At 66.1% G+C, this 12,667-nt stretch carries 14 protein-coding genes; 10 read left to right on the top strand and 4 right to left on the bottom strand.

Annotation, left to right across the window (positions count from 1 at the left end; translation table 11 throughout):
- Nucleotides 1–86 precede the first annotated feature (86 nt).
- Nucleotides 87–680: a hypothetical protein gene (locus ATC03_RS02065; protein ID WP_067872537.1), complete on the top strand. Its 594-nt coding sequence runs from the start codon at nucleotides 87–89 to the stop codon at nucleotides 678–680.
- 84 nt (nucleotides 681–764) lie between these two features.
- Here ATC03_RS02065 and ATC03_RS20095 read toward each other — a convergent pair whose 3' ends face one another.
- Complete coding sequence (locus ATC03_RS20095) at nucleotides 765–1,610, bottom strand: SMODS domain-containing nucleotidyltransferase (RefSeq protein ID WP_152030827.1); 846 nt, start codon at nucleotides 1,608–1,610, stop codon at nucleotides 765–767.
- Nucleotides 1,611–1,627: 17 nt separating this feature from the next.
- On the bottom strand, nucleotides 1,628–2,557 hold the full coding sequence (locus tag ATC03_RS02070; RefSeq protein ID WP_067872540.1) for an S-4TM family putative pore-forming effector: 930 nt from the start codon (nucleotides 2,555–2,557) through the stop codon (nucleotides 1,628–1,630).
- A gap of 547 nt (nucleotides 2,558–3,104) precedes the next feature.
- Here ATC03_RS02070 and ATC03_RS02075 point away from each other — a divergent pair.
- Both ATC03_RS02075 and ATC03_RS20100 read left to right on the top strand, forming a co-directional pair.
- Nucleotides 3,105–4,628 (top strand): hypothetical protein, encoded by a 1,524-nt coding sequence (locus ATC03_RS02075; RefSeq protein WP_152030828.1) that lies wholly within the window; start codon nucleotides 3,105–3,107, stop codon nucleotides 4,626–4,628.
- 135 nt (nucleotides 4,629–4,763) lie between these two features.
- Complete coding sequence (locus ATC03_RS20100; protein WP_152030829.1) at nucleotides 4,764–5,144, top strand: hypothetical protein; 381 nt, start codon at nucleotides 4,764–4,766, stop codon at nucleotides 5,142–5,144.
- A 75-nt stretch (nucleotides 5,145–5,219) separates the two neighbouring features.
- Here the strand turns inward: ATC03_RS20100 and ATC03_RS02085 are convergent, their stop codons facing one another.
- Nucleotides 5,220–6,383 (bottom strand): MFS transporter, encoded by a 1,164-nt coding sequence (locus tag ATC03_RS02085; protein WP_067872549.1) that lies wholly within the window; start codon nucleotides 6,381–6,383, stop codon nucleotides 5,220–5,222.
- Nucleotides 6,384–6,402: 19 nt separating this feature from the next.
- Complete coding sequence (locus ATC03_RS02090; protein WP_067881138.1) at nucleotides 6,403–6,765, bottom strand: ArsR/SmtB family transcription factor; 363 nt, start codon at nucleotides 6,763–6,765, stop codon at nucleotides 6,403–6,405.
- A gap of 89 nt (nucleotides 6,766–6,854) precedes the next feature.
- Between ATC03_RS02090 and ATC03_RS02095 the strand changes: the two genes are divergently transcribed.
- The 7 genes from ATC03_RS02095 to trxB all read left to right on the top strand — a co-directional run bounded on the left by ATC03_RS02095 (nucleotide 6,855) and on the right by trxB (nucleotide 12,544).
- A complete protein-coding gene (locus tag ATC03_RS02095) occupies nucleotides 6,855–8,216 on the top strand; it encodes an NAD(P)-binding domain-containing protein (protein WP_067872552.1) in 1,362 nt (453 codons plus the stop codon).
- 14 nt (nucleotides 8,217–8,230) lie between these two features.
- Nucleotides 8,231–8,743 carry a GNAT family N-acetyltransferase gene (locus ATC03_RS02100; protein WP_067872555.1) on the top strand — a complete coding sequence of 171 codons (513 nt, stop codon included), beginning with the start codon at nucleotides 8,231–8,233 and terminating at the stop codon, nucleotides 8,741–8,743.
- 73 nt (nucleotides 8,744–8,816) lie between these two features.
- Nucleotides 8,817–9,671, top strand: coding sequence for a metalloregulator ArsR/SmtB family transcription factor (locus ATC03_RS02105; protein ID WP_227820203.1), 855 nt, complete (start codon nucleotides 8,817–8,819; stop codon nucleotides 9,669–9,671).
- 16 nt (nucleotides 9,672–9,687) lie between these two features.
- Entirely contained in the window at nucleotides 9,688–10,443 is a 756-nt protein-coding gene (locus tag ATC03_RS02110; protein ID WP_067872558.1) for an MIP/aquaporin family protein, read from the top strand.
- Between the two features lie 24 nt (nucleotides 10,444–10,467).
- Nucleotides 10,468–10,887, top strand: a complete 420-nt coding sequence (locus tag ATC03_RS02115; protein WP_067872561.1) for an arsenate reductase ArsC — start codon at nucleotides 10,468–10,470, stop codon at nucleotides 10,885–10,887.
- A 27-nt stretch (nucleotides 10,888–10,914) separates the two neighbouring features.
- On the top strand, nucleotides 10,915–11,565 hold the full coding sequence (locus ATC03_RS02120) for an arsenate reductase ArsC (protein WP_067872564.1): 651 nt from the start codon (nucleotides 10,915–10,917) through the stop codon (nucleotides 11,563–11,565).
- On the top strand, nucleotides 11,558–12,544 hold the full coding sequence (gene trxB, locus ATC03_RS02125; RefSeq protein ID WP_067872568.1) for a thioredoxin-disulfide reductase: 987 nt from the start codon (nucleotides 11,558–11,560) through the stop codon (nucleotides 12,542–12,544). Before ATC03_RS02120 ends, trxB begins: the two co-directional genes overlap by 8 nt.
- Nucleotides 12,545–12,667: the final 123 nt, after the last annotated feature.

Consider the following 12,667-nt stretch of genomic DNA (forward strand, 5'->3'; position numbering starts at 1 on the left):
TGCTGCAGCACATGTTGACAGGGCGTCTCAAACAGGATCTGCCGGGGATCGGATCGAGTCCGACCTCGACAGTTAGCATGACTGCCATGGCCAAGGGAGACTGCGAAGCCGCGGTGGCTACTGCCGCCGCAGCAGACGAAATCATGTTGTCGAAGATGCCGGGAGTCGAGTGGCTGAACACTCGGGGCCATTTGCACCTGCCAGCTCGCGCGGCTGCAGCAATGCCCGTTATGGAGCGCGCGTTCGAACTGCTTGGCGGTGACTCTGTGGCAATGCAGAGTAAGCGTTTGTCCAAACTGCCGAATGACCTTCTACACGAGGCGTCGCGCACGATGGTAGAGGTTGATGAATTCCAGCACTTCACTTCGATGCGCGGCCTCACCCTCGATGTGCTCGAGGATCAGTCGGTCGGGTACGACGCCGCGGCCTACCGCGAGCTCGTCAGGACGTGGCATCCAAAGTCAGACCGGTACTTCCACTCGAAGATCACGAGGGGCTTTCCCGGGCCCTTTTCGCGGGGGCGTGGCCGCGCATACTTCGACCTATTGCGCGACGTTGTCAGCCCACTCATGGGGTACCAGGTAATCCGGGTTCCAGCAGTTGACGAAGCGACTTCCGATTCCCTGAAGGGCGCCGCTGCATACGCCCGGTCGAGGCACACGTTGCTCGCGCTCATATGACCGCACGGTCGGCAAGTGGGCGACTGATTGCACAGCAGTGAGCGACCGGCGGGCGCGCGCCTTCTAGGTGCCTCAACGGAACGACTAATTCGGAAAGCTGGAACCCAGAATGATTCTCCAGAGGCGCTTGGCCTCGTCATGGTCGCCTCTTGCCTCCGCCTCATTCGCTTTGCGAGCACGATCGCTCGCAGACGCCAGCGCTTGAGTGACCTCCTGCCGTCCAGACCAGCTGAGGTAGCCACTGAGCGCCCCCGATTGACCACCCGGATCTCTGACATTCAGGTGCGAGGGGGCCCATTCGAAGAAGTTAGCCATGGCACTTTGCCGGTTGTTTCCGAGGGTGCTGAACGTGCTGGCCGCGATCGTCTCCAGATGGAAAGAGCGAAGCCGTTTCGAGTGCGCGTTGTTCCACTTCTTGAGAAGCCGAACCAGAGGCGCCAGATTGTAGCTGAGGTCCGCATTCTTCTTCGCGAACCACGCATTCGCCACCGTTGGAGCAGTGTCGATCCACCTGCCGTCGCCGCCCGGTAAACCGTAGATGTCGTTGCCGTGAGAAAACACCGGCGCCACGTCCACATGACCGCCGTTGTTAAAAAAGATGCGAACTGCTTGACCTCGAGCACCTACCTGCGCCGCCGACAATCCGTTGTATGCACGGCGCACTCGATAAAGGAAGGCCTGCGAGTCGGAACGGTAGGTGTTCCATGCCCCGTTCGCATTCGAGAACACCGCCAGAACGTCGATGTCATCAATGGGGCGGACGATCGTTCCTTTCGCGGCCGAGCCCATCAAAATGGCGCGGCTAAATGGGAGATCGCTGGTGGGAGGGAAGGCAGCCGTGAGGTTCTCCACAACGCGGTCCTTGCGCGCGTTGACGATCGACGTCTTCTGGTAGTCGGTGACGGATATGTCCGACAGGAACTGGGTCATTGCCTGACTGGTGGTTGTCATTCGTCCTCTTGTCGCGGGCGCTTGCTCAGCTGCGATGCGGCAGCTGACATTGCAGCTTCATTCTTCCGACGCTGAAGCCTGTAGATAAAGTCCGGGACGGTGGGTGTGTCGCGGCGCAGTTCGAACAGCGACTCTTGCCAGACGCGCAGGCTCTCGCCGGTGATCGGCTCGTCGTTGCTACCGATCCTCGTTTCGATCTCTCGGTACAGTGCCTCACGATCCCTAGCCGAGCGCACGATGCCGATGATGTACTCGGTCACATCGAGGAAGGCGGGCAACAGAGGCAGGACAACTCCGAGCAGGAACGTCACCAACGACAGTCCCGTGATAATGCAGATCGCGATGAGGACCGATGCCCAGATCACGGCGATAATCGACCAGATGACTCCGGTGGACCTCAATAGTCGGTAGCTGTAGGCGGCATTCGAGCGTTGCGCGATCGCAACGGCAACTTCGCCCGGATCATCTTCGGCCACGACGTACCAAGCAAGCATCTTCTCCTGCTCGGCAACGGCCACGAGCTCACCTTCAGGCCCAGCCGCCAGAGAGATGTCCTCCAGTGACGGCAGTTTCGGACGAGGCGTACCAGAGGGCATCTCGTAGACGTAGAAGTCAAATTGCTCCTGGACTGCCGCAGCCTGCTCGGTGCTCTCCTTCTGCGCCCGCATCAGCAGTGTTCGGCCGAGGAAGAGCCAGGCCCCAGCGATACTTGCAACCACGACACTGCTCTGTGGCCAGACCACCGCTACGATTGGCGCGGCGAGTCCGATCACGAGCATCCCGAACCAGCGAATCGCGACCCAGCGCTTAGCACGCGAGTACAGGCGCTTTTGGGCAATCAGTAGTCGCAACGCATCGACATTTTCTTGGCGACGCAGAAGGGTCGCTCCAGAAGCCGGTGGCGTGTAGTCGGACGTTGTTGTCATGTCATCTCAGTTTTGTCCATGGCGAGGCAGGCTGGTCACCGTTGAGGGATGCGAGGTAGTCGGCGACGCTGTGCTGCCAAATGCCCGTGCCTGTGCCCATGCGCAGCGAACCGATCCGGATCGAGAGTAGCGGGACGTTCCGACATCGCTCTGGCTTCGCTGATGCTCTTGGTTCTGATTAACTCTCGCTACCGACGACGGCGCTCGTACGCGTCCTGTGCGCCTGCACGGCACCGCGAATGTGCCCGTTGATGCATCCGCCTGCGGGCCTCAGCTGATCGACCGGCTCTGCGGGGCGATGCCGTGGCGCAAGCAATTGCGATTAGCGCAAATTCAGTTTCCGTGCGCGGTGACGTGCCCGCTGCGTGGCCCAGGGCAGCGATCAGATGCAGAATTTGACCCCTGAGAAAGTCAAATGGCGAGCCTTTGTCCAGGGCCAGTTTCGAAAAGAGGCAGTCGGTTGCGGTCAGGCGCGCGCGATGTTTCATTCGGCATGTCGCGGAAGGCCCAGAACGCGGGACGAGGTGAGTGTGCAACGCTCATATTTGTGAACCTGACCGATGTGGAGCAACACCTAATTCATCACGTTGTGGACGGCACAGTGCTGGACCTCGCCCCGGGCATGACAGACGGGGATATTAACGAGAACGTGATGCGCTCCTGGGGCAAGCTTCACCAGATCCGTGCGGAGGTGGTGCGCGAGATTCTCCGCGGCCGTCACCTGCCAGACGATGGGCCTGACCCGCACGGGCTTCAACTGCGAGGCGCTTGGATCGTCGGCCGGATCGACTTGGATGGCATCACGACCCCGATCCGGCTCCAGCTATCGTCATGTTATCTGCCCGACGGGTTGGACGGCCGCAATTGCGTCATCCCCCGCCTTGGGTTGGACGGGTCAGTAATCGCTTCTTCCAGCGGGCACGGCGAGCAGGGTGCTGTTCGCCTTTCAGGGGCTCGTATCGCCGGTAGCCTGGAGATGCGCGGTACGACGCTGACCAACGAGGCCGGCCCTGCATTGGTGGCCGACGGCCTGACCGTCGAGGGCGGCGCGTTTCTCGACGGCGCGTTCACCGCGAGTGGACACGGCGAACTCGGCGCCGTGCGCTTGGTGGGGGCTCGGATCGTTGGGCAATTGTTCATGCGTGGTGCGACGCTAACCAACGAGGCCGGCTTCGCACTGGGTGCCTCCGGGGTGACGGTCGGGGGCGATGGGTTCCTCGACGGCGCGTTCACCGCGAGCGGGCACGGCGAACTGGGTGCTGTGAATTTGGCGGGGGCTCGGATCGGCGGGCTACTGGTGATGCGCGGCGCGACGGTAACCAATAAGGCTGGCCCCGCACTGGTTGCCGACGGCGCGACCGTTGGCGGCGATGGGTTCCTCGACGGCGGGTTCACCGCGATCGGGCAGGGCGAGCAGGGTGCCGTGCGCTTGGCGGGGGCTCGGATCGCCGGACACCTGCAGATGGACGCTGCGAGCGTGGACCGCGCCCGCACCGGGGCAATGTGGGTCGTCGATGGCCTGACATACGACGGATACCCGAGCGTGGGATTCGACGAATGGCTCGTACTGCTGCATTCCGGGACTCCCGCATACCGCCCACAGCCCTACCGGCAGCTGGCCGCGGCCGCCCGTGCCGCGGGCCACGACGATGACGCGCGCCGCGCGCTGATCAGGCAGCGGGACGACCAAGTCAAACGCGGCGGTCTAACGCGCCCGGCGAAGGCGTGGGCTAGGTTCACGAAGTTCACTCTCGGGTACGGGTATCAGCCATGGCGCGCTCTGCTGGGCGTCGCCGTAGTCCTCCTCGCCGCCGTGATGATCGTCTTCTTCACTCCCGGCGCGCTCGCCCACACCCCCGGCGCGACAGCCTGCACCCGCGTCGAAGCCTTCCAGATCGCGGTCGACATGGCGATCCCGCTGGTGTCTACCAGCAGCGGCAGCTCATGCCACATCACCGCCACACCAAGCGGCCAATTCGTTGCATGGGCCAGCGTGTTCTTGACCTTCTCCGGCTGGGCCCTGACCGCACTATTCGCCGCAGGCTTTACGCGCGCCATCCGCCAGCCATGAAACACACCACATCAGTACCGTCAGCAGGCCCGTGCTCATCGTCTACTGCTGAGACAGCCAGGCCCGGCCGTCGCCACCGCGGCGCCGGTCTTCGAGACACGGACGGTCGTATTCACGCTCGCTACTCTGCCGGACATGCTCGACGTGAACCCGTTCCCGACCCTCATCGGCATGGAACCCTCAGCGTCGGCCTGGTCGGTCTCAGTCCGAATCTGGACGGGAACACTACTCGGTGGCTTCGAAACGAAGCAGTTCTTCCCTCGCCGCATCCGTGAACGCTTCCGCCCGGCCGAGCGACTGGCCCAGTCGCAGCCAAAGATGAGTCGCTTCGTCCTCGGTCAGATCCTCTACCACCCGCGGGAAGTGCATGTGAGATTGACCTGGAAGAACGCGGTAGATGTGGTACCGGGTGCCATCGGCATCAACCGAGTCTCCGGCCGTATAGCGCTCATCCATCGCGTTGGTCTCTCCTCCGAGCGCCTGGTGCGCTGGCTCAAAGATATCTGCCCGTTGTAGCCGTCGCTTCGCAGGCGGATGGTCGCCGTTTGAGGATCCCTCACCGGGCACTTTTCAACAGTCTCCGATCGGTGATCAGGAGAACCGTGCGGTGACCAGCGCGATGAGCGCGAAGCCGGCCATGACCAAGGCCATGGTCGAGTATCCACCGACCGCGACCGCGATCACCGGGCCCAAGGCCGGCCCGAGGGCGGTGATCGCCGTGATGGGTGCGGCGAAGACGCCGTTGATGGTGCCGTAGTTGCGAACACCCCACCGGTCGGCCACCGCGGAGCCTTGGACGAGTGTCTGGGCACCGCGGACGGCGCCGGTGATGACGCCGACGATGATGAGGAGCCATGGCGGGCCGGGCACGAGGCCCATCAACGCGAGGAGCACTGCAGCGAGGCCCGAGGTGATCGCGAGCGGGACCCAGGGTGCGGTTCCATGCGGGACGGCGACGTAGAGGAGTCGTCCGATGACCTGGCCGGCGCCGAGCAATCCGAGCGCCCAGGCGGCGAGCTCGTAGCTCATGCCCTTCTCCATGTACAGCGGGATGATGGCGAGGGTGACGCTGAAGAGCGCGGCTGCGAGGGCGAGCATCGAGATCTCGAGCATCCAGAACTGGCGGGTACGGATGACGGTGCCGACGTTGTGGACTGCTTCGCCCTCGTGCGCCGGTGGGAGCGGCGCCCAGGTGCGTTCGAGGAAGATCCAGTGCAGCGGCAGGGTCAGGACAAGCAGAGTCGCGGCAAGGATGAGGAACGTCGCCCGCCAGTCCACGATCGTCAGCAGGCCGGCGACGACCGGGGCGAACACGGTGGAGGCGAGCCCGCCGGCGAGGGTCAGGATCGTCATCGCACCCCTCCGGGCATCGCCGTGGCGGCGGGCGATGATGGTGAACGCGGCTTGGTAGAGCACCGCCGATTGGGCGAGCCCGCAGACGATCCAGCCGAGCGTGAAGATCACGAGATTTGGTGCGGCGCTCACGATGACCAGGCCGAGCGTGCCGATCATGGCGCCGAGGGTCATGATCAGTCGAGGCCCGCGGTCGTCGAGCCACCGGCCGACGATGATGCCGGCGGCAGCGGAGACGATGAGCCCGCCCGAGAAGCAGAGCGTGATGGTCGCGACGCTCCAGCCGGTCTCATCCGCGATCGCGGGCGCGGCGATGATCAGCGCGTAATAGAGGATGCCCCAGCTGATGACCTGCCCGACCGAAAGCGCGGCAAGGCGCACCCCGAGCGGATACTTCGACACGGCCAGCGGCGGGCCGAGCTCAGCGGGATGCGGTGACGTCGAGCAGCTGGGACAGCTCGCCGAGCGCTCCCGGGACGAGCTTGTAGTACGCCCAGGTGCCGCGCTTGCTGCGGCTCAGGAAGCCGGCCTCCATGAGGATCTTCAGGTGGTGCGAGACGGTCGGTTGGCTGAGGCCGACGGGTTCAATGAGGTCGCAGACGCACGCCTCCGTGCCCTCGGACGCTGCGACGATCGACACCAGCCGGAGCCGGGTCGGGTCGGCCAGGGCCTTCAGCTTCTTCGCGAGGGTGTCAGCGCGCTCCGCGTCCATGGCCTCGCTGGTCAGCGGCGTGCAGCACACGGCAGCGTCGGGCTGGATCACAGGCAGCAGCGTGGTGGACATGTCGACCATTGTACTCCAATATTGACAAACATCGATGGAGTGGGCACACTCAATATCGAAGTTCATCGATGCCTTAGGAGGCGCCCATCATGACGTTGATCGATCTCACCGTCCCGAGTCTGCAGCAGCGCAGCCTCGACACCCTGCCGGTCGCGATCATCGGCGCCGGGCCGGTCGGCCTCGCGGCCGCGGCGAACCTCGTCGAGCGCGGCATCGACTTCGTCATCTACGAGTCCGGTGACCAGATCGGTTCCAGCATCCGGCAGTGGGGCCACACGCGCCTGTTCTCGCCGTGGAAGCACGTCGTCGACCCGGCCTCGCGTCGCCTGCTCGAAGCGACCGGATGGCAGCTCCCGGCTCCCGAGAGCCTCCCCACGGGCACCGAGCTCGTTGAGCAGTACCTCGAGCCGCTCGCGGCGCTCGACGAGATCGCCGGCCGCATTCGCACCGATGTCCGCGTGGAGGCCGTGACCCGTCAGGGCATGGACCGTACTCGGACCGCGCGCCGCGCGGCGACGCCGTTCCTGCTCCGCGCACACACCGTCGACGGCATCGAGGAGTTCACCGCGCGCGCCGTGATCGACACCTCCGGAACCTACTCGCACCCCAACAGCCTCGCCTCATCCGGTCTGGACCCGCTCGGCCTGGCCGACGTGGCGGACCGGGTCAGCCATGCCCTCCCCGATGTCCTCGGCCGCGAACGAGGACGCTTCGCCGGCCGGCACGTAACCGTTGTCGGCGCCGGACACTCCGCCGCGAACACGCTCCTGGCCCTGGCAGAGCTCGCCGAACAGGAGTCCGACACCCGTATCACCTGGCTGATCCGCAACGCGAGTGCCGTCCGTGTCACGACGTCGGATGATGACGGGCTCGCGGCGCGCGCGTCGATCGGGCGCCGTGTCGACGCGCTCGTCGCCGCCGGCCGCATCACGGTGCTTGACCGCTTCGAAATCGTGCGGCTCGGCCGTACCGACGACGGCGTTCGCCTGATCGGCGCGCGGGCCGGCGAGCTCGTCGAGCACGACACTGACCTCGTCGTCAGCGCCACGGGCTTCCGCCCCGACCTCGACATGCTCCGCGAGATCCGCCTCGAGCTCGACGAGATTGTCGAGGCCCCGAAGCGCCTCGCGCCGCTGATCGATCCGAACGTGCACACCTGCGGCACGGTCGAGCCGCACGGGTTCGCCGAGCTCACGCACCCCGAGCCTGGGTTCTTCCTCGCCGGGATGAAGAGCTACGGTCGCGCGCCGACCTTCCTCCTCGCGACCGGGTACGAGCAGGTCCGCTCGATCACGGCATGGCTCGCGGGCGACCTCGCCGCGGCCAGCAACGTCGAGCTCGTGCTGCCCGAGACCGGTGTCTGCTCGACGAGCCTCGCTCCCGACGGATCTTCCTGCGGCACGAGCGACGCAGCGAGTGGCGCCTCGAGCGCTTCGAGCTGCTGCTCGTGACCACCGTCCGGCCGATGGAGGCATCGGACTGGCCGGCCGTGCAGGCGATCTACGCCGCGGGCATCGCGACCGGCAACGCCACATTCGAGGCAGAACCCCCGAGCTGGCACGCCTTCGACCAATCCCGAGTGCCCGATGCCCGGCTCGTCGCGTGCGACGCGGACGGCAACGTGATCGGGTGGGCAGCGGCATCCAAAGTCTCCGCGCGCGAGGTGTACCGCGGCGTGCTCGAGCACTCAATCTACGTCGACCCCGCCGCGCAAGGAACCGGTGCCGGACGGCAGTTGCTCACCGCATTCATCGACACGACGAACACGGCCGGCTACTGGATGATCCAGTCCTCGATCTTCCCCGAGAACGTCGCAAGCCTCACCCTCCACGAACGCGCCGGCTTCCGCACCGTCGGCCGACGCGAACGCATCGCACGCATGGGCTACGGCCCCCACGCCGGCAAATGGCGGGACACGATCCTGATCGAACTCCGCCGCGCTGACCACACTGAGACCAGTGAGGCGCCGCTGAGCTGAGCATCCTCGCGCCGGCACCCGATCGTTAGATAGACTTTGGTCTATGGATGCTTCGGTGGACTCTGCTCGCGAGTTGCGTCTCGTCGCCGACCCGACGCGGGCCCACATCCTGCGCAGCATCCTCGAAGCCCCCGACGGCCGGGTGCTCGTGGGGCGCCTCGCCGAGGAACTCGGGTTGCGCCAACCCACGGTGAGCCACCATATGAAGGCCCTGCTTGACGAGGGTCTGGTGCAGCGGCAGCCCGACGGACGACGCACCTGGTACTCGCTGGCCGACGAGCACGCGGACCGGTTGGCTGAGATCCTTCGCGCCCAAGAACCGTCAGTGCCGGTTGATCCGGTACTGGAGCGGGTGATGCGCGATCTCAGCGACCGGTACCGCGGGACCTTCAGCCCGGAGACGGTCGAGCGGTACGTGCGCGAGAGCTACGACCTCCTCGCCGAACGCCCCGCGCCAGGCCGGCGCCTCCCGTCGCTCGCTGCGCAATTCGCGGCCGACCGGCTCGATGCCCTCGCCCGGGTGGCGCCGGCATCGAGCCCAGTCCCTGAGGTGCTGTTCGTGTGCGTCCAGAACGCGGGAAGGTCGCAGATGGCCTCCGCGATCCTCCGCCACCTCGCCGGCGACCGGGTACACGTGCGAACGGCCGGCTCGGACCCGGCCGGTGAGGTGCGCAGCTCCGTCCTGACCGCGCTGGACGAGATCGGCGTCCCGCTGGCCGGCGAATACCCCAAGCCCCTGACGGATGAGGTCGTTCGGGCTGCGGATGTCGTGATCACGATGGGCTGCGGTGACGCATGCCCGATCTACCCCGGCCGCCGCTACCTCGACTGGGACCTCCCCGACCCGGTGGGTAAGCCCATCACCGAGGTGCGGGAGATCCGCGACGACATCGAGCGCCGCATCCGCGAACTGCTCGCCACCCTCTAATCGATCGACAGGACCGATGACCGACGAGTCACCCCAGCCCAGCCCTGCCCCGCTCGCCCGCCGCCTCGTCGCCGAATTCCTCGGAACCGGGCTGCTCGTCGCGATCGTCGTCGGATCCGGGATCGCCGCATCCCAGCTTTCCCCGGAGGACGTCGGCCTGCAGTTGCTGGAGAACAGCCTCGCCACCACACTCGGCCTGGCCGTCCTGATCGCGGTCTTCGCGCCGCTCTCGGGTGCGCACTTCAACCCCGTCGTCTCGCTCGCCGACTGGTGGCTCTCCCGCAGGAGTGGCGATCCCGGCTTCGCCGTCCGCGACGTCGCACCCTACGCCGCCGCGCAGGTGCTCGGCGCGATCGCGGGCGCAGTGCTCGCGAACGCGATGTTCGACGTGCCCGCCGCGATCGCCACCACGATGCGTGCGACACCGTCGACACTGCTCGCCGAGGTCGTCGCGACCGCCGGACTCGTGCTTGTGATCTTCGCCCTCGTGCGCAGCGGAAACGCCCGGATCATCCCTGCCGCGGTCGGCGCGTACATCGGAGCGGCGTACTGGTTCACCAGCTCCACCTCGTTCGCCAACCCTGCCGTGACGATCGGGCGCATCTTCTCCGACACGTTCGCCGGCATCGCCCCGGCCTCAGTCCTCCCATTCCTTGTCGCACAGCTCGTCGGCGCAGTCATCGGCGTCGTGCTGGTCAGCTTCCTCTTCCCGGTCCACGCCGCAGCGACGGAGCGAGACTGGAGCAAGGTTCCCGCCGAAGTAGCCAAATGATAGATGACGGTCTATCATTCAAGTATGAGCACTGAGAAGCCTTCCGTCCTGTTCGTCTGCGTCCACAATGCCGGCCGCTCCCAGATGGCCGCCGGGTACCTTCGCGAGCTCGGCGGGGACCGCGTCGAGGTCCGCTCGGCCGGGTCCGAGCCGAAGGACCAAATCAACCCGATCGCCGTCGAAGCGATGTCCGAAGAGGGCATCGACATCACCGGCAACACCCCGAAGATCCTCACCGTCGACGCGGTGAAAGAATCCGACGTCGTCATCACCATGGGCTGCGGCGACGCCTGCCCAATCTTCCCCGGCAAGCGCTACGAGGACTGGGAACTCGAAGACCCGGCCGGCCAGGGCATCGAGGCCGTCCGCCCCATCCGCGACGAGATCCGCCGCCGCGTCGAAGAGCTCATCAGCGAACTCCTTCCCGCGCCCGCCACCGCCTGACCCGCCGCGACGAAACCGGCCAGGACCATGAACCGCACCGAGCAGCCACCGCTCCTCACGCCCGACTCCGTGCTGCACCGGGCCAGCGAACGCCTCGCCGCCCGCTTCGACGGGATCTTCAGCGAAGAGACCGTTGAACGGGTGGTCTTCGAGTCGTACACCGCGCTCGCACGCACGGCGAAGGTCAATACCCATCTGCCCAGCCTTGCCACGCGATTCGCGCAGGACCGGCTGACCGCGCTCGCGCAGTCGAAGGGCGCGATCGCGAAGCCGGTGCCCGAGGTGCTGTTCGTGTGCGTGCAGAACGCCGGCCGATCGCAGATGGCTGCCGCGTACCTCCGGGAACTCGGCGGCGACCGCATCCACGTCCGGTCGGCAGGATCCCAGCCCGCCTCCGACCTGGGAACGTCCGTCGTCCAGGTCATGACCGAGGCCGGCATCGACCTCGCCCAGGAGTTCCCGAAGCCGCTCACCGACGACGTCGTCCGCGCCGCGGACGTCGTGATCACGATGGGCTGCGGCGACGCCTGCCCCGTCTACCCCGGCAAGCAATACCTCGACTGGCACCTCGACGACCCCGACGAGCTCACCCTCGACGAGGTCCGCCGAGTCCGCGACCAGATCCGAACCAACGTCGAACAGCTGCTGCACACCCTGGAGGCCGCACCCCATGACTGAGAACCCCATCGAAAACGTCGTCGTCATCGGCTCGGGCCCCTCCGGCTACACCGCCGCCGTGTACTTGGCCCGCGCCGGCCTGGCACCGGTCGTGCTCGCAAGCTCAGTCGAAGCGGGCGGCGCCCTGGTCACCACGACCGAGGTCGAGAACTATCCCGGCTTCTCCACGGGCATCATGGGCCCCGAACTCATGGACCAGATGCGCGAACAGGCCGAACGCTTCGGCGCCCGCATCGTCTACGACGACGCCACCGAAGTCGAACTCACCAGCGCAGTCAAGACAATCCGCACCATCAACGGCGTCGAATACCGCGCCCACACCGTCGTGCTCGCGATGGGCTCGGCCTACCGCAAGCTCGGCATCGAGGGCGAGGAACGACTGACCGGCCGAGGCGTGTCCTGGTGCGCGACCTGCGACGGGTTCTTCTTCAAAGGCAAAGACATCGCCGTCGTCGGCGGCGGCGACTCCGCACTCGAGGAAGCCATGTTCCTCACCCGCTTCGCCGACTCGGTCACCCTCGTGCACCGCCGCGACTCACTCCGCGGCTCCCGCATCATGCAAGAACGAGCATTCGCCAACCCGAAGATCCGCCCCTACTGGAACGCCGAAGTCATCGCCGTCGAAGGCAACGACGGACTCGAGCGACTCCGACTCCGCGACACCACGACCGGAGCAGGCGCCGCACTCGACGCGACCGGACTCTTCATCGCGATCGGCCACGACCCACGCAGTGACCTCGTTGCCGGCCAGATCGACCTAGACGACGACGGCTACGTCAAGGTCGCGCACCCCTCGACGCGGACCAACCTCGACGGGGTCTTCGCCTGCGGCGACCTCGTCGACAAGCGCTACCGCCAAGCCATCACCGCCGCGGGGACAGGATGCGCGGCCGCGCTCGACGCCGAGCACTACCTCGCAGCCCACGGCCTCGCCGATCCAGTGGAGGAACAGCCCGCGGTCATTCTCGAAACGACCTGATCCTCCTGCTACCTCCCGCGGCTCGATCGCTGGTCAGTATTTGGGCAGCCCGGGAAGACGGATCCGATTGGGGCCGCAGCTCGACGGGCGCTCATAGGTGATCTGCGCAGGGGATGCGCGTCG

Source organism: Agromyces aureus (genome assembly GCF_001660485.1).
Classification (GTDB): domain Bacteria; phylum Actinomycetota; class Actinomycetes; order Actinomycetales; family Microbacteriaceae; genus Agromyces; species Agromyces aureus.